The sequence below is a fragment of the Methylobacterium sp. Leaf91 genome, assembly GCF_001422815.1.
GTDB lineage: Bacteria > Pseudomonadota > Alphaproteobacteria > Rhizobiales > Beijerinckiaceae > Methylobacterium.
The window spans coordinates 356141-373457 of record NZ_LMMP01000001.1; the positions used below are offsets into that span (position 1 = coordinate 356141).

Consider the following 17317-nt stretch of genomic DNA (forward strand, 5'->3'; position numbering starts at 1 on the left):
CGAGACCCGCCGAGATGGGTCTCGCGTTTTAATCCGCCCCGCGCGCCTCCACCGCAGGTTCCGATGGAATCCGATTGGAGCGTCATGCGTTGTCAGGGGGCGGCATCCTCGATCCGGCCGCGAGATTTAACCCTCCTGGATCCGGAGATACGATGTCCGACGCCTCGCATACGACGCCGTCCCGCCGCCTCTTCATGGCCGGCAGCCTCGCCGGAATCGGCGGTGTGCTGGCTTCCGAGCGCGCCGCCTCGCAGGCGATCCCCACCACCCCCACCGGCCGGCCCGAGCCCAAGCTCGACCAGCCCCCGCCCCTGCCGCGCGACAAGCATCTCGGCTGGGCCGTTGTCGGCCTCGGCGATTTCACGCAGGCGCAAGTTCTGCCCGCTCTGGAACGGGCCCGTCGCTCGAGGACCGTGGCCCTCGTCTCGGGCAATCCCGACAAGGCCAAGGCCGTCGCGGCCCGCTACGGCGTCGAGGCCGGGGGGATCTACGATTACGGCACGATGGGAAAGATCGCCGACAACAAGGACATTGCGGCCGTCTACATCGTGACGCCGAACTCTACCCATGCCGACCTGACCATCAAGGCGCTGGAGGCGGGCAAGCACGTTCTCTGCGAGAAGCCGATGGCCACCAATTCCGCCGATTGCCAGCGGATGATCGACGCCGCCAAGGCCGCCGACCGCCGCCTGATGATCGCCTACAGGGTCCATTGGGAGCCGCATAACCTGCGCGCCAAGGCAATGATGGACAAGGGCGAGTTCGGCGACGTCCGCTTCGCCTCCTCCGACCACCACCGCCCCTTGGAGCCGTCGCGGCCGCGCGACCAGTGGCGCATGCTGAAGGCCGTGGCCGGCGGCGGCTCCCTCGTCGATATCGGCATCTACGGCCTCAACGGCCTGCAATGGTTCTTCGGCGAGAGCCCGTCCTCGGTCTCCGCCACGATGCACTCGCCGGAAGGCGATCCGCGTTTCGGGCAGGTCGAGGACGTGTTCACGGCGCAGCTGGTCTTTCCCTCGGGCCGGCGCGCCACGGTCTCGTCGGGCTACAGCTCCGACAAGAAACGGATCGACATCTGGGGCGAGAAGGGCGTGGCAACCCTCGATCCCGGTACCGCCTACCAGGGCAACCGGCTCGTCGTCAGCGACGCCAAGCGGGCCGACGAGGTCCTGACGGCCGAAGGCGATGCTGTGCAGTTCACCGGCGAGATCGACCACCTCTCGCAGATCATCGCCGAGGGCGGAGAGCTGCGGACGCCGGGCGAGATGGGCCTGCGCGACGTCCGCCTGATCGAGGCGCTCTACCGGGCGGCGGAGACGCGCCAATGGGTCGATCTCAACCCCGACATGACGATGCGGTCGGGCACGCGCTGAGGATGGATCGGGAGCGGCCCGCAACGGCGTCGCTCCCATACGACATGCTGACGGTGAACAATCGGTCTTGCGTATGGGTCGTGGTGATTCCGGCGAAGAGCGTACAGGGACGAATCGCGGGTTATGGACGCCTATGTCATCATGCTCGGGGGCTTTGGCGCCCTCGTGCTCCTCACCGCCTGGCTGCCGATGGTGCTTCGGCAGCTGCCGCTGTCGCTGCCGATCTGCTGCGTCGCGATCGGGGCCGGCCTCTCGCTGATCCCCGGAATCGCCGACTTCTCCCCCCGGCCCCAGCAGCATCTGCGCCTGATCGAGAAGGTCAGTGAATTCGTCGTCATCATCTCGCTGATGGGGGCCGGGCTGAAGCTCGACCGCAGGGTCGGCTGGAAAAGCTGGATGGTGACATGGCGCCTCCTCGCCTTCGCCATGCCGCTGACGATCCTGATCCTCGGGTTCCTGGCCTCGCATCTCCTCGCCCTCGGCCTCGCCTCGTCCCTCCTGATCGCCGCCGCCCTCGCGCCGACCGATCCGGTCCTCGCCTCCGAGGTCCAGGTCGGCCCGCCGTCACAGGGCGTCGAGGACGATATGCGGTTCGGCCTCACCTCGGAGGCCGGGCTCAATGACGGGCTCGCCTTCCCCTTCGTTCACCTCGCCATCGCCCTCGTGGCCGCGAACGGCCTGAGCGCCGCCGGGTGGACCGAATGGGTCGGCGTCTCGCTGGTGTGGAAGATCCTGGCCGGCGTCGCGCTGGGTGCCGCGATCGGACGGGGCTTCGGCTGGCTGACCTTCCACCTGCCGAACCGGGCACGGCTCTCGCGGACGGGCGACGGTTTCGTCGCTCTCGGCATCACCTGCCTGACCTATGCGGCCGTGGAGGCCGTGCATGGCTACGGCTTCATCGGCGTCTTCGTCGCGGCGCTGGCCATGCGCTGGTCCGACCACGGCCACGATTACCATCACGCGCTGCACGGGTCGGCCGAAGCGTTCGAGCGCCTGACGATGATGATCCTTCTCGTCGGCTTCGGACTTGCCATCGGCGGCGGACTCCTGCGCGACCTCACCTGGGCCGGCGTCGCCTTCGCGCTTCTGGTCATCTTCGTGGTCCGGCCGCTCTGCGGCTGGATCAGCCTCCTCGGGCACGATCAGCCCGCCGCCGAACGCGCGGTGATCAGCATCTTCGGGATCAGGGGGCTCGGCACGATCTATTATCTCGCCTACGCCTCCGGCCATGCGGCCTTCGAGGGGGCGAGCCTGCTCTGGAGCACGGCGGGATTGACCATCCTGCTCTCCATCGTCCTGCACGGGATAAGCGTCTCGCCGATCCTCGGCTTTCTCGACCGCCGCAGCGGGCGCGATACCGAGAGCGCCCAGATGGACCTGCCGCTGGGCTCCTCCCCGGCCGAATGAGGCCTCTCGGCAGAGCGAAATCAGCGCCCGTATTGACTGGCCGCCGGCGGAAATTTCCCTCCGTGCTCGAAAATAAAACCCAAGTTTTTCATGGCATTTGCTAAATCCCGCCATTGAGAGTACATAACAGAGATCGAAGCGTGATCAGATTTTCATCTGTGTGAGCCAAAGAGCTTTCGCAGAGCGGAAGTCGGGTGCGAATCGAGACAACGGAGAAGGCCGTACATCTTCGTGCGGACCTCCGAACTATGATGCCCGCAAGGGCGAAGGATTATGATGGCTGTCGGTACTGTTAAGTGGTTCAACGAGCAAAAGGGCTTCGGCTTCATCCAGCCGGATAACGGCGGAAACGATGTGTTCGTGCACATCTCCGCTGTCGAGCGCGCAGGAATGCGTGGTCTCGCCGAAGGCCAGAAGGTCTCCTACGAAATGGAAACCGACAAGCGCAGCGGCAAGCAGTCCGCCGGCAATCTCCAGGCCGCCTGAACCATATCGCATATGGGCCATGTGAGGCTCCTACGAGAGCCTGACATTGGACAAGGAGCCGCTCTCCATTGGAGAGCGGCTTCCTGCGTTTTTATCCATCTCCCGACCGGTTCGGTTCGGAGCCTCGTCCACTGTCCCGCGGTCGTTCCCGGCCGCTTCCCAGACCAGGATTCTGTGTGAGCCAATTCAACGAAAACTCCATGACCGACCGCCTCAAGGCTTCGCAAGAAGCCCGTCAGGCCGCCCTGGCGCGTTTCCGCGACCGGCCGGCCGCTGACGATCCGACGGTTCTCGCCCGCAAGGCCGAGCGTGAGGCCATTGCCCGTGAGCGCGAGATCCGCGTCGCCGCCCGTGAGGCCGAGCGCGCCGCCGCCGCCGCCCAGGCCGTCGCCGAGGCCGAGGCCGAGCGTGAGCGCCAGGCCATCGAAGCGGCCCGCGTCGCCGAAGAGAAGATCGCCCTCGCCGCCGCCGCTCGCATCGAGCAGAAGCAGCAGCGCGATGCCCGCTACGCCGCCCGCAAGGCGAAGGCGCGCAAGTAAGGCATTCGCCTCCGAAGTCTCCGGCCTCGCGGCGGATTCCGCCCTGCGAGAGCCGATGTTTCGGAACGAACTACCGGACGGCTTTACCGAACACGACGTTCGATGATGGCGCTGTCCGGCTGCGATGTCGTGGCCGCTCCGGCATGATCGGGGCAGCGACGGTCAATGGGTTGGCTCGGTCCTTCGTGTGGGTTCGAGCGCAGGGTGGCATCTCCGGACGGGGTTGCCGCCCATCTCGTCCTTTTCCGCAAGGCAGGCCGATGTTCGGTCCTGTGCCTTCCGGCAAGGCGACGCGCGACCACGAATACCCGTCCGAGGACGCAGAACCGTTTGCGTCCGCTCAGAAAGGCATATCTCATGGCCCATAAATTCAAGCTCGGGCAGCGCGTGCGCCGCGAGCGCATCGGCTATGCCGACCTCAAGGCCGATCCGACCGACGTCTTCGAGATCGTCCGCCTCGTTCCCGAGGACCAGACCGGCGAGCCGTTCTACCGGATCAAGGCCGGCGGAGCCGAGCGCGCCGTCCGCGAAGGCGAGATCACCCTCGCCTTGTGAGGCTGTCGCCGCTCCGGCCACCTGCTGGAGACAATCGGAAAAAGGCCCCGCATCCTTCGATGCGGGGCCTTTTTCATGTCTCGATACGGAGAAATTAGGGCTTAGTGGCCGCCCTCGGTGGCATTGCGGGTCGCCTCGTAGAGGAACCATGTCCGCTCTTCGGACTGGTTGATCCACTCTTCCAGCAGGCTGGTGGTGGAGACGTCCTTGGCCTCGTCCGTCACCTCGTGGAGCTCACGCATGTTGGCGGTGAGAGTCTTGTTGTCGTCGCGCAGCTCGGCCAGCATTTCGAGCGGGCTGACATACTCGGCGTCGTTGTCCTCGACGCGGGACAGCCGCGAGGCCTGACCCAGCGACCGCAGGGTCGTGCCGCCGATCTTGCGGGCGCGCTCGCCGACATCGTCGATGATGGCGAAGATCTGCTGCGACTGCTCGTCGAGCATCAGGTGATAGTCGCGAAAGTTAGGGCCGCTCACGTGCCAGTGGAAGTTCTTCGTCTTCACGTACAAGGCGAAGAGGTCCGACAGCAGCACGGTCAGGCCCTCGGCGATCTTCTTCGTCGCCTCGGGGGCGAGATCGGTCGGGGTGTTCAGGCGATCCCCATCGACGCGCGTGCGCCCGCTCAAACTCTTTGCCATGACGTCATAACTCCGGTTGAATTCCGATCGTGGGCGGCGCTCAGCGCACACCCTGTGACGGGAAGAAGCCAGAGAGGCGAGGGAAGTTCCGATTCCCGAGCCCGGCACGGTGACGCTCGCGCTGTCGTGACACTCACACGGCCCCGAATGCCGGCGCCGCGGTGGAATCCGGCGGGCCATGCCCGCCGGGGCCAAGCGACCTCAGGTCAGCACGACGACCCGCGTGCCGATCTCAACGCGGCCGTAGAGGTCGATCACGTCCTGGTTGATCATGCGGATGCAGCCGGACGAGACGCTGAGACCGATGGATTCGGGCTCCAGGGTGCCGTGGATGCGGTAGAGCGTGTCCTTGTTGTCCTGCCAGAGGTAATGCGCCCGTGCGCCGAGGGGATTGCGGGAGCCGCCGGGCACGCCGAGGCCGCTCTGGAGCTGGGTCACCGACCGGGCGAGCTTGGGCGTCCGCGCGATCATCTCCTTGGGCGGATACCAATCCGGCCACATCTGCTTGGAATTCACCGTCGAGACGCCGGACCAGGAGAAGCCCTGCTTGCCGACGCCGACGCCGTAGCGGCGCGCCCGCCCGTTGGGCTGGACCAGGGTGAGGTGGTGCGCGCGCGGATCGACCACGATGGTGCCCGGAGGCTCCGCGCCCGTATAGGCGATCTCCTGGCGAAGGAAGTTCGGGTTCGCTTTGCGCCAGTTGAAGGCATGGACCGGGAAAGGCTCGTCGGTGATCGCCGCATAGGCCCGGGCGTAGTCGATCGGCCCATTGTCCACCGGACGCGAGACGGGGTTGCCCTGGTTCGCCGGCGGCTGCTCGGCACGGCGGCGGGCGTTCGGATCGGCATAGGGATCCGAATCGGGGTCGTCCTCGAAACGCGGTGCGGTGGCGCGCTCGCGATAGGGCTCGTAGCGACCGCCACGGCGGCGATAGAGCCGTCCGGCCTCGTCCCGGTAGAGACGGTCGTCGTCATAGGGGCCGTATCCGTCGTCGGATTCGATGGCGAGGCGGCCACGGACCTGGGCCAGAGCGGCGAGCGGTGAACCGGCCAGGACCAGGGTCGCGCCGGCGCCGCTCAGCAGGGTCCGCCGGCTGAAGGGAAGAGTGGGACGCTCGATGAGGGGGCGTTCGGACATGAGGTACTCAAAGATGGGCCGCTCGCCAGGGCGCGAGGACTAAAGCCAAGATTGGGCGGTGACTTAGCAAGACCAGGGGCCGCCGTCACGCCGGGCCGTCGCTCATCAGCATTGCGGTCCGGTCGGACCGGCGGCACGGTCCGGGAAAGGAGAATCCACCGACCTTTCATCATGCCGCGAGAATATGCGGGAGATGTCCGATTTCATCGATCCTTGCGATTGCAAAAATATCCGTCCGCATCGACATAAGGCGCTGCATTTCAACACCATCACATCTTTGGAAGACGGACGAATCCTGTGCCGATCTCTTCTTTCGCACGCCTCGGCGCGTCGGTCCTGACGCTCGCCTTCGGGCTGACACTCGCGGGGGAGAACCCCGCTTTCGCGGGTCCGAAGCCCGCCCAATCGTCGACAGCGCTCAAGGCCGTCGACTCCGCCAAGACCGGAGCCTCCCGGACGAAGATCGCCAAAAGGTCGCGGACGGTGAAGGCCAACACGGTGAAGACGAAGCCTGCGCCCGTCGCCACCGGTTCCCTCGCCAAGGAGGCCGCCGAGACCACCTCGACGGAGGCACCCGGCGTCACCTGGACCTCGGCCGAGCCGGACGAACTCCGCTGCGGTCGCAGCCGCCGCAAGCTGTGGCAGGCGGGCGAAGGCTGGGTGGTCAAGAACGTGACGGTCTGCCGTTAAGCGTCTATCCGACAAGCGGTTGCGGGCCGCCGGGTAGGACCGGTGGCGGCGGCGCGCTACAAGCCTCCTCGCCGCACAGACGATGTCCGGGCGAGTTGGAGGCGATGACGTGATCCGCGTGCTGCATACGGGCGACTGGCATATCGGGCAGTCACTGCGCGGCTATTCGCGCACCCACGAGCATGCGAGGGCGCTGGCCCATCTCGAAGCCATCGTCGTCGGCCACGAGGTCGACGCCCTCGTGGTGGCGGGCGACGTCTACGACAGTCAGAACCCGTCGGGCGAGGCGCAGGCGCTGCTCTACGAGGTGCTGGTGCGCCTGCACCGGGCGCGCCCTTCCATGACCATCGTCCTCACCGCCGGCAATCACGATGCGGCCGGGCGCCTCGAAGCGCCGAGCCCGATCCTCGAGGCCATCGGGGTTCGGGTCATCGGCAATGTCCGCCGCCGCGACGGCGCCCTGTCCATCGAGCGTCATCTGGTACCGATCCTCAGGAACGGCGATGTGGCGGCCCAGATCCTGGCCGTGTCCTATCCCACCGCCGCCTGCCTGCCGCCCCTACGCCGGGAGGAAGGGTCGCCCATCGTCAGGGCCGTGCGAGCCCTCTACGCCCAGGTGATGGAGGCGGCGACGCCGCATCTCTCCGGCCTGCCGCTTCTCCTCACCGGGCATCTGCACGTGGCCGGGGGAACCGAATCGGAGGGGGCCGAGCGCCGCATCCTGGTCGGCGGCGAACATGCCGTGCCGCCCGACGTGTTCCCGGTGGAGGCCGATTACGTGGCGCTGGGCCATCTCCACAAGGCCCAGACCATCGGCGGCGGAATGGTGCGGTATTCCGGCTCGCTGATCCCGCTCTCGGCCACCGAGCAGCCCTACGCGCATGGGGTGAGCCTCGTGACCCTCGGCGACGGACCGGCGCGGGTGGAACACATCCCGATCCCGCGCCCGGTTCCGTTCCTGCGCCTGCCGCCGCGCGGCGACATGCGGCTCTCCGAACTCGGCGACCATCTCAAGGCGCTGGGCCTCGACCCGGCCCTGCCGATGGAGGAGCGGCCCTATATCCAGGTCCGGCTGGCCCGCGAGGGGCTGGGGCCGGGCCACCGCGCGGAGGTGGACCGGATCGCCGAAGGCTTCCCCGTCCGCATCGTCGATACCCGCGTGACGGCGGCGGCCGATCCGGTCGCGGAGGCCGTCGACGCGGCGCCGCTCGTGCGCCTGTCCGAGCGCGACCCGGAAGACCTCTTCCGCCTCGCCTTCGCGCGCGTTCGGGGCACCCCGCCGGAGCCGGCGCATCTGGAGGTGTTCCACCGGGTCCGGGCCGAGGCCGAGGCCTGAAATCCGCCACGCTGGCGCTTGTCACGCCGCCGTTACCCTGTACATATTATAATTCGATTGTGCGCCATCGAGTTTTGCCGGCCCATGCCGATGCGAGCCGGGCGACGGGGGAAACAGCGCCATGAAATCTACGATCGTCGCCACCGGCTGCGCCATGGCGCTCGCCCTCGCCTCTCCGGTCCAGGCCGAGGAGGCGGATGCCGCCGCCATCGTCAACGGCCAGTTCGTGGCCGGCGGCAACAAGCCTGGCGTGCGGGCCAGCGGCGCCAAGGGCGTTTGCCTCACTGGGCAGTTCACGCCCTCGGCCGAGGCGGCGGGGCTGTCGAAGGCACCGCATTTCGCCAAGCCCGTGCCGGTGACCGCGCGATTCTCCATGGGCGGCAGCAACCCGGGCATCTCGGACAAGGCCAAACCGGTGACGCGGGGCTTCGCCATGCGCCTGCGCGACCCGGCGGGCGACCTTGTCCTCGTCATCATTTCCGCGCCGGTCTTCTCGGCGCGCACGCCCCAGCAGCTGTTCGATTTCGTCTCCGTCCGCGCGCCCGGGCCCGACGGCAAACCCGATGCCGAGAAGGTCAAGGCCTTCGCCGCCGCCAATCCGGAGACCACGAAACAGGCGGCCTGGCTCAACGCCCGCCCGGTCCCGGCGAGCTATGCCGGCGTCGATTACTGGGGCGTCCATGCCTATACGCTGACGAACGCCAAGGGCGAGGCGCAGGTGGTGAAGCTGAAGACCGTCGCGGATGCGGGACAGCTCGGCCTGAGCGAAGACGACCTCAAGGCCAAGCCCGACAGCTTCTATGCCGATGAGTTGAAAGACCGCCTCGCCAAGGGGCCGGCCACCTTCTCCCTGGTGGCGATCCACGGCGAGGCCGGCGACCCCACCGCCGACCCGACCGCCCTGTGGCCCGAAGACAGCCGCAAGAGCACGAAGCTCGGCACCCTCGCCATCACGGCTCTTGAGCCCGCCGCCACTTGCGACGCGGCCACGTTCGATCCGGTGGTGGACCTCCCCGCCGGCATCGCCGGCCCGGCCGACGACCCGATGTTCGCGATCCGCTCGCCGGCCTATGCCGTGTCGCTGTCGCGCCGCGCCCAATAGAGAGACGCTCGACCCGCCTGCCCGATCGCGAGGGGATCACGCGACCGGGCAGGCCGGAGGACGGCGCGGACGTCAGAAGATGAAGCTGCCTTCCGTCACGGAATCGGCCGTGACGCCGAGCAGGATGATCTTGTTCGAGGCTCCGGTGTCACCCGTGAAGGTGATGATCGTGTTGGCCTCGCCGTGGAACGATCCGATCTTCACGTCATCCATGCTGCCCGTGATGACACCGATGTGAAGCACATCCTCGGTCACATCGAACTTGCGGATGACATCGCGGCCATCGCCCGAGACGAACTCGAAGGTGTCGGCACCCGCGCCGCCGAAGAGGGAATCGCCGCCCTTGCCGCCGGTGATGTAGTCGCTGCCCTTTCCAGCCACGATGCGGTCGGCGCCGTCCGTGCCGGTGATCGTGGAGCCGCCAACGGCCAAGCTCTGCGAATAGATCTTCGCACCGATATCGACGCCCGTCATGCTGAGGGCCGCCCCATCGCGGACATAGACCCTCTCTATGCTGGCCAAGCCGGTGAACGAAGCGTCGGTCAGGGCGACGGCACTGCCTTTGTTTACGAAGAGCAGGTCCGTCCCCTCGCCACCATCCACCATCACGGTCGAACTGCTGATGACGAGGCGATCGTTGCCATCCCGACCGTACAATTCGTCGGAACCACCATTGCCGCTCAGTGTATTGGCGCCGCCGGTTCCGTAAAGGACATCGTCGGACGCACTGCCGAGGATGTTCCCAAACTCTTCATATCCATCAATCAGCGCGCCAGGGCCGAAATCGAGCGTCCTGGCTTCCGTATTGACGGATTGCTGATACCCAGACGTAGAATCATTAGGATCGAAGTCGCAATCCAACGTATAATGAAGTTCTGCTATCTCAATATCCGAAGAACAGATTCAATCTGAAAATTTTATAGATTGATATGATTTGCATAATTTATAATACAGTTATAGCTCGGTCCGGATTCCTCTGGATAAACCGCTCCCGAGCGAGAAGCTGGTCTCCCGCGGGCGGGTGAAGAACGCCGCCCCCGCCGGGCCGCCCCGAAGGGAGACGAGGGTTCGGGTGCCGGATTCAGCCCTACCCGGAGGCGATCATGTCCTTGATCCGGCCGGCCAGCGCTTCCATCACGAAGGGCTTGGTGAGCACCTGCATGCCGGGCTCGAGATGCCCGTTGCCGACCACGGCGTTCTCGGCATAGCCGGTGATGAACAGGATCTTGAGGTCGGGCCGCGCCACCCGAGCGGCGTCGGCCATCTGGCGGCCGTTCATGCCGCCGGGCAGGCCGACATCGGTGACGAGGAGGTCGATGCGCACGTTGGATTGCAGCACCTTGAGGCCGGAGGCCCCGTCTGCCGCCTCGATGGCGGTGTAGCCGAGCTCTTCGAGCACCTCGGTCACGAGCATGCGCACGGTGGGCTCGTCGTCGACGATGAGCACGGTCTCGCCCCGTTGCGCGCGCGGCGCGGCGGCGAAGGCGCCGGCCTCGTCCACCTCGGAGGCTTCGCCGTAATGGCGCGGCAGGTAGAGGCACATGGTCGTGCCCTCGCCGAGTTCGGAATAGATCCGCACCTCGCCGCCCGATTGCCGCACGAAGCCGTAGATCATCGACAGGCCGAGGCCGGTGCCCTCGCCCAGCGGCTTGGTGGTGAAGAACGGATCGAAGGCGCGGGCGATCACCTCCGGCGTCATGCCGGTGCCGTTGTCGCTGACGCAGAGGGAGAGATACTGGCCGGGTTCGAGGTTGCGTTCGCGGGCGGCATGCCCGTCGAGCCACTTGTTGGCGGTCTCGATGGTGAGGCGGCCGCCATCAGGCATGGCGTCGCGCGCGTTGATGCAGAGGTTCAGCAGCGCGTTCTCGAGCTGGTTGGGGTCCACCAAAGCCGGCCACAGGCCCGCTGCGCCGACCACCTCGATCGTCACCGCCGGCCCGACCGTGCGGCGGATCAGTTCCTCCATTCCCGAGACCAGGGCGTTCACGTTGGTGGGCTTCGGGTCCAGCGTCTGGCGACGCGAGAAGGCGAGCAGCCGGTGGGTCAGGGCCGCCGCCCGGCGCGAGGCGCCCTGCGCCGCGTTGATGTAGCGGTCGAGTTCGGTCAGCCGCCCCTGCGCCATCCGGGTCTGCAGCAATTCGAGGCTGCCCGAAATGCCGGTGAGCAGGTTGTTGAAGTCGTGGGCGATGCCGCCGGTGAGCTGGCCCACCGCCTCCATCTTCTGCGATTGACGCAGGGCGTCCTGGGTCTGGGCGAGAGCGGCCTCGCGGGCCTTCTCCTCGGTGATGTCGCGCGCCACCGCGTAGAAGACGTCGCCCACCGGCGCGCTGACCCAATCGAACCAGCGATACTCGCCGGCCGCCGTGCGGATCTGGTTCTGGTGCCGCATGGTGCGGCCCTGGCGCATCGCCTCGACGACACCGGCGCTGACATCGAGGAAATCCGGGTGGATGATCTGCCAGAACGGCATCGCCAGCAGGGTCGCCTCGTCGTAGCCGAGCATCTTGCTCCAGGCCGGGTTCACGCTGAGGAACTGGCCGCCCAGGGTGCCCGACATCAGCAGGTCGGGGATCAGCGTCCAGATCCGCACGCGTTCCTGGATGCGCTCGGCGATCTCGCGTTCGAGCTCCGCCCGCGAGCGGGCCAGCACGTCGCGCGCCTCGACGATGTCCTGGATCTCGGTGCAGGTACCGAACCAGCGCACGATCCGGCCGCCTGTGTCGCGCACGGGCTGCGCCCGCCCCAGCACCCAGCGGTACTGGCCCGACCGGTGCCGCAGGCGATACTCGATATGGTAGGGCTCGCCCGTCTCCAGGCTATGGCGCCACACCGTCCAGGCCTTGTCCTGGTCGTCGGGGTGGAAGAGGCCGTTCCAGCCCGCGCCGTCGGTGGAACCCGCCGGGACGCCGGTATAGTCGTACCAGCGTTGATTGAAGTAATCGTGGTGCCCGTCCGGCAGGGTCGACCACACCATATGGTCGATGGAATCGGCGATGGCCTGGAAACGCCCTTCGCTCTGGCGCAGGCGCTCCTCCGCCTCCCGGCGCTCGTCGATGTCGATGACCGAGCCGACATAGCCGAGGAATTCGCCCTCCGTGCCGAAGCGCGGGGTCGCCGCATCGATGGCCCAGCGATAGGTGCCGTCGGCCCGGCGCAGGCGATACTCGACCCGGAAGGGCTCGTGCGAAGCATTGGCGGACAGGAAGGTGTCCGCCGCCAGCCCCTCGTCGTCGGGATGCGTCGCCTTGGTCCAGCCGAGGCCGAGGGCCTCCGCCTCGGTCTGCCCGGTGAACTCGTACCAGCGCCGGTTGAGGTAGATGCAGGACCCGTCGGGAATCGTGACCCACATCATCACGGGAGCGTGGTCCGCCATGTTGCGGAACCGCGCCTCGCTCTCCGTCAGCGCTTCGGCCTGCGCCCTGCGCTGGGTCTCGTCCCGGGCGATCCGAAGGAAGCCGGGCGAGCGGCCCTGCAGGTCCGGCGGCAGCCGGTGGAGGGAGCCGGCGAGGAACACGCGCGTCCCGTCCGAACGCTGGTGCCAGCGCTCGGCATCGGCGCGGCCGGTCTCGACGGCCCTGGAGATCTCCCCGGCATCGATCCCCTTCGCCCGGTCCTCCTGCGTGAAGATCATCGAACCGTGACGGCCGAGCGCATCGGCGACGCTCCAGCCGAGAACCTCGACGGCGCCCGCCGACCAGCTCGTGATGACGCCCTGCGGGTTCATGGTGAAGACGACGTGGTCGCGCGCGCCCTCCATCACGAGGCGCAGGCGCTCCTCACGTTCGCGCAGGGCCTCTTCGGACGCTCTGCGCTCGCTGATGTCGCGGTAGAAGACCGAGAGGCCGCTTCCCGACGGGTAGACCCGCACCTCGATCCAGATGTCCTGCTGCGTCGAGGTATGGCGGTAGGTGAGTTCGGCCGAGGCCCGCTCCGCCATGGCGCGGCGGTAGAGCGGCCAGGTCGGCATCCGCTCGGCATCCGGCCACACGTCGAGGAGGTGACGGCCGAGGATCGCCTCGGAGGGGCGCCCATCGAGGCGCAGGCCCTCGGCGTTGATGCGGCGGACACGGAAATCGCGGTCGAGCAGGAGGAAGCCCTCGCCCATCCCGTCGAGGACGCCCCGCACCTCGGCCTCGCTCTCGCGCAGCCGGGTCTCGGCGCCGACCCGGCCGGTCGTCTCGGTGCAGGCGCAGAAGAAACCCGCGACGGAGCCGTCCTCTTCCCGCACCGGCGTGTAGGAGAAGGCGAAATGCGTCTCCTCCGGGAATCCGTTGCGTTCCATGACGAAGGAGACGTCGTCCATCTGGATGGAGAGTCCCGCATAGGCATCGGCGACGATGGGCGCGAGGTCGCTCCAGATCTCCGACCAGACCTCCGCGATGGGACGCCCCATCGCGTCCGGGTGCTTGTGGCCGAGCAGCAGCGCATAGGCGTCGTTGTAGAGGACGATCCGCGACGGCCCCCAGGTGATGAACATGGGCTGGCGCGAGGCGACCATCATCGCCGTCAGCGTGCGGAGGGAAACAGGCCAGGACACGAAGGGTCCGAGGGGCGTCGCAGACCAATCCGCGGCCTCGATCAGCGCGCCGCACTCGCCGCCGTTCACGAGGACACTCACTGCCACCCTTCCTTCGTCGCCATGCTCGATGCAGGATGGCCCGATGCGGGATCGGATCGCGCGCCCGCACAGAAGCGATGCCTCTGCCAACGGCCAAGGTCGACCCGCCGTTCCCCGCGAGGGCCCGTGCCAAGGGGGCCTTCACCGGGGGGAAGGTCTCGCATCGTCATCGCGGCCCGATGACACGAGCCGGTGTCCGATGTCAAAGTCGCGGCGCCTGCCGGTCAGTATCTCCGTTTGAAAGGTCGCCCTGAAAGATCGCCCCCAGGCTCCCGTTCCGATTCCTGGCGGTGGAAGTTCGACGCTTGGCCCCCATCGCTCAACGTCCGGGAAGGGTGGATTTTTGCCGGTCTGCTTTTGGGCGAGGAACGCCCTTGGCGGGCATCATCCAAGGCTTCGTCGGACTCCCACTTGAAAGCTTCGATCAATGAGCGGGAGACGCCGGCACCGATCTGAGGAGCCGACCCCGATGAGGTCCTCACGTCTCGCCCAGCTACGTCCAGACGTTCTGCACCGTCCCCTGTCCGCCGGTCCGCTAGGGCTCGCGCCGCTTGCTACACCACGCCTGAGGTGAGGTGCCGTGACAAGACGGCCAAATGCTTGTGAGGGCTCGAGAGCGGAGAACCCATCCCGCCCGGCGGCGACCCGTTCCTATGAGGGGCGTGCGACGTGCTGGCAGACCACCCACGGCGATATCTTGCGTAGGTGGCCCAGAGCCCTGAGTATCAAGAAGCCCTGAGTATCAAGAAGCCCTGAGTATCAAGAAGCCCTGAGTATCAAGAAGCCCTGGCCGAACGCAAAGTGTCCGGCCAGGGCGTGTCACGGGCTTACGCCACCAGGAAGTCGGCGTGGGTCAGCATGACCTTGGTGTCGATGACGGCGAACTGGATCGCCGTCTTGGCCGTGCCGCTACCATCGGCGTCGTAGGAGAGCGCACCGGTGTCGTGGTTGTAGAGGATGCGGTCGTTGAAATCGACCACGGCGCCGGTATTGCCGAGATCCTTGAAGGCGCTCGACGCGAGATCGCCCGCCGAGAGGGCGGTGAACCCGTCCCGCGCCAACTGGATCGTGTCATCCGCCGCGAAATCGGTGAGGCGGTCGATGTTGCTCGAACCTAAGGCCGTCGAGAACACGAAGGTGTCGTTGCCGGCGCGGCCATAGAGTAGATCAGCGCCAGCGCCACCGTTGAGGGTGTTGGCACCCGCATTGCCCACCAGGGTGTTGGCAAGTTCGTTGCCACTGAGCTTGATCGCGGTGGTGCCGGCCGCACTCGTCGTGCCGAGCCGCTCGATCTCCTGACCGGCTCCGAGCGTGTAGCTGATGCTCGTCAACACCCGGTCGGTGCCGCCATCCGCCACCTCGAACACGCGGTCGCCCGCAGTGTCGACGAGGTAGGTGTCGTTGCCGGCGCGGCCATAGAGCAGGTCAGCGCCAGCGCCACCGTCGAGGGTGTTGGCACCCGCATTGCCCACCAGGGTGTTGGCAAGTTCGTTGCCGCTGAGCTTGATCGCGGTGGTGCCGGCCTCACTCGTCGTGCCGAGCCGCTCGATCTCCTGACCGGCTCCGAGCGNCCAGGGTGTTGGCAAGTTCGTTGCCGCTGAGCTTGATCGCGGTGGTGCCGGCCTCACTCGTCGTGCCGAGCCGCTCGATCTCCTGACCGGCTCCGAGCGTGTAGCTGATGCTCGTCAACACCCGGTCGGTACCCCCACCCGCCACCTCGAACACGCGGTCGTCGGCAGTGTCGACGAGGTAGGTGTCGTTGCCGGCGCGGCCATAGAGCAGGTCAGCGCCAGCGCCGCCGTCGAGGGTGTTGGCACCCGCATTGCCCACCAGGGTGTTGGCAAGTTCGTTGCCGCTGAGCTTGATCGCGGTGGTGCCGGCCTCACTCGTCGTGCCNCCAGGGTGTTGGCAAGTTCGTTGCCGCTGAGCTTGATCGCGGTGGTGCCGGCCTCACTCGTCGTGCCGAGCCGCTCGATCTCCTGACCGGCTCCGAGCACGTAGCTGATGCTCGTCAACACCCGGTCGGTGCCGCCACCCGCCGCCTCGAACACGCGGTCGTCGGCAGTGTCGACATAGTAGATATCGTTGCCGCCGAGCCCCTGAAGCGTGTCGGCTCCAGCCTTGCCGTCGAGGATGTTGGCGCCGCCATTGCCCAGGATCGTGTTGGCCAGCGCGTTACCGGTGCCGTTGATGGCGGCGGTGCCGGTGAGTGTCAGGTTCTCGACATTGGCCGCTAACGTGACGCTGACGGACGAGCGGACAGTGTCTGTGCCGGCATTGGCCGCCTCGACGACGACATCCCCGGCATTGTCGACCACGTAGGTGTCGTTGCCGACGCCGCCCGCCATCCGGTCCGCGCCCCTACCGCCGTTGACGATGTCGTTGCCGGCCAAACCGAGGATGACGTTTTTCCCTTCGTCACCCGTGAGCCGATCGCTGAACTCGCTGCCTTCGAGGTTCTCGATGTTCAGGAGGCGGTCCTTTTCCGCCGGGATCGTTGTTATGATGGGAGGGGGGGTGATGATGACTCCCCCCTCGGAGGGGAAAGGGTCTGGTTGAAACACGATCGTCTTTTCTGGGACGACCGCCTGCCAGTCCTGCTCATCGAGGGACACGATCACGCCGGCCTTCGCCGATTTGTAGCTCGCGATGTCGACGCCGTCGCCGCCGTCCATACGGTCGTCGCCGACGCCGCCGTCGAGCCGGTCGTTGCCCGTGCCGCCGATCAGGATGTCGTCGCCGCCGTTGCCGTGAAGGGTATCGTTGCCGTCGCCCTCTGCGCTGTAGACGATCCCGCCGCCGCCGCCCCGGAGCGTGTCGCCGCCTTGGCCGCCGAAGAGGGTGTCGTTGCCTTTCAGGCCCTCAAGCGTGTGAGGGGCGAGCAACTTCTCACCCCATTTGGTGGTGATCACATCGAGGCTCGAATCAGCCCGAAGATTGGTGTCGTCGTTGTTCGTACCCTTGATATGCTGACCTTGCGTCAAGCTCAGCAGGGCAGCGGCAGCTTTTTCGAGCTTTTCAATGCCTCTTGCTTCTCTGAAATAATTGTTGAAGGTATCTTCTTCTAATTTATTGAAATCAGTCAAAAAATTCGGTTTTGTTGTTTGCTCTACAGGTGCGCGCCTTATGTATAGATCCTTGATGGCACTATAATTAGTCACTTCTCTTAGGGATTGAGATCCATTGGCGTAAATGAGGGTTGTCGCATCGAGCATCTGCTGTACCGATGCAGTCCCCTTGTCCCCTGCGAATATTTCGGCCTGAAAAATCGATCCGGACGCCGGCTCGTAGGAAACCCTGATCCATACTTGCGTGAAACCACCGGATTGCCTCTCATACACATCGAGCTTCGCCGGCATATTGTTCTGAGCGGACTCTTCGAACTTTTCGATACCCGTGGACAGCGATTCAATTGCCGTCTGCAATGTCTCTTTAT

At 66.3% G+C, this 17317-nt stretch carries 12 protein-coding genes and 1 pseudogene; 8 read left to right on the forward strand and 5 right to left on the reverse strand.

Annotated features, from left to right (window positions below; all coding sequences use genetic code 11):
- The first annotated feature begins 152 nt into the window (after positions 1-152).
- The 5 genes from ASF32_RS01565 (at position 153) to ASF32_RS01585 (ending at position 4360) form a co-directional block, all read left to right on the forward strand.
- Complete coding sequence (locus ASF32_RS01565; RefSeq protein ID WP_056422628.1) at positions 153-1373, forward strand: Gfo/Idh/MocA family oxidoreductase; 1221 nt, start codon at positions 153-155, stop codon at positions 1371-1373.
- 123 nt (positions 1374-1496) lie between these two features.
- Complete coding sequence (locus ASF32_RS01570; protein ID WP_056422631.1) at positions 1497-2780, forward strand: cation:proton antiporter; 1284 nt, start codon at positions 1497-1499, stop codon at positions 2778-2780.
- A 276-nt stretch (positions 2781-3056) separates the two neighbouring features.
- Positions 3057-3266: a cold-shock protein gene (locus ASF32_RS01575; protein WP_056423281.1), complete on the forward strand. Its 210-nt coding sequence runs from the start codon at positions 3057-3059 to the stop codon at positions 3264-3266.
- A 176-nt stretch (positions 3267-3442) separates the two neighbouring features.
- A complete protein-coding gene (locus ASF32_RS01580) occupies positions 3443-3805 on the forward strand; it encodes a DUF6481 family protein (RefSeq protein ID WP_280136526.1) in 363 nt (120 codons plus the stop codon).
- Between the two features lie 357 nt (positions 3806-4162).
- The gene (locus ASF32_RS01585; RefSeq protein WP_056422637.1) at positions 4163-4360 is read left to right on the forward strand and encodes a hypothetical protein; all 198 of its coding nucleotides are present in this window, start codon (positions 4163-4165) and stop codon (positions 4358-4360) included.
- A 101-nt stretch (positions 4361-4461) separates the two neighbouring features.
- Here the strand turns inward: ASF32_RS01585 and ASF32_RS01590 are convergent, their stop codons facing one another.
- Both ASF32_RS01590 and ASF32_RS01595 read right to left on the reverse strand, forming a co-directional pair.
- Entirely contained in the window at positions 4462-4998 is a 537-nt protein-coding gene (locus ASF32_RS01590) for a DNA starvation/stationary phase protection protein (protein WP_056422641.1), read from the reverse strand.
- A gap of 201 nt (positions 4999-5199) precedes the next feature.
- Positions 5200-6135 carry a L,D-transpeptidase gene (locus ASF32_RS01595; protein WP_056422644.1) on the reverse strand — a complete coding sequence of 312 codons (936 nt, stop codon included), beginning with the start codon at positions 6133-6135 and terminating at the stop codon, positions 5200-5202.
- A 297-nt stretch (positions 6136-6432) separates the two neighbouring features.
- On the opposite strand from ASF32_RS01595, the gene ASF32_RS25020 reads away from it, so the two are divergent.
- From ASF32_RS25020 to ASF32_RS01610, 3 genes are all read left to right on the forward strand, one after another.
- A complete protein-coding gene (locus ASF32_RS25020) occupies positions 6433-6825 on the forward strand; it encodes a hypothetical protein (protein WP_156467632.1) in 393 nt (130 codons plus the stop codon).
- A 109-nt stretch (positions 6826-6934) separates the two neighbouring features.
- Positions 6935-8161 (forward strand): exonuclease SbcCD subunit D, encoded by a 1227-nt coding sequence (locus tag ASF32_RS01605; protein WP_056422648.1) that lies wholly within the window; start codon positions 6935-6937, stop codon positions 8159-8161.
- A gap of 121 nt (positions 8162-8282) precedes the next feature.
- Entirely contained in the window at positions 8283-9263 is a 981-nt protein-coding gene (locus tag ASF32_RS01610) for a catalase family peroxidase (protein WP_056422651.1), read from the forward strand.
- A gap of 72 nt (positions 9264-9335) precedes the next feature.
- On the opposite strand, the gene ASF32_RS01615 is transcribed toward ASF32_RS01610, so the two are convergent.
- The 3 genes and pseudogenes from ASF32_RS01615 to ASF32_RS26100 form a co-directional block, all read right to left on the reverse strand.
- Positions 9336-10124, reverse strand: coding sequence for a calcium-binding protein (locus tag ASF32_RS01615; RefSeq protein WP_280136527.1), 789 nt, complete (start codon positions 10122-10124; stop codon positions 9336-9338).
- 226 nt (positions 10125-10350) lie between these two features.
- The gene (locus tag ASF32_RS01620; RefSeq protein ID WP_056422655.1) at positions 10351-13881 is read right to left on the reverse strand and encodes a PAS domain S-box protein; all 3531 of its coding nucleotides are present in this window, start codon (positions 13879-13881) and stop codon (positions 10351-10353) included.
- Positions 13882-15452: 1571 nt separating this feature from the next.
- Positions 15453-15747, reverse strand: a pseudogene (locus ASF32_RS26100) (calcium-binding protein); the annotation flags it as partial.
- Positions 15748-17317 lie beyond the last annotated feature (1570 nt).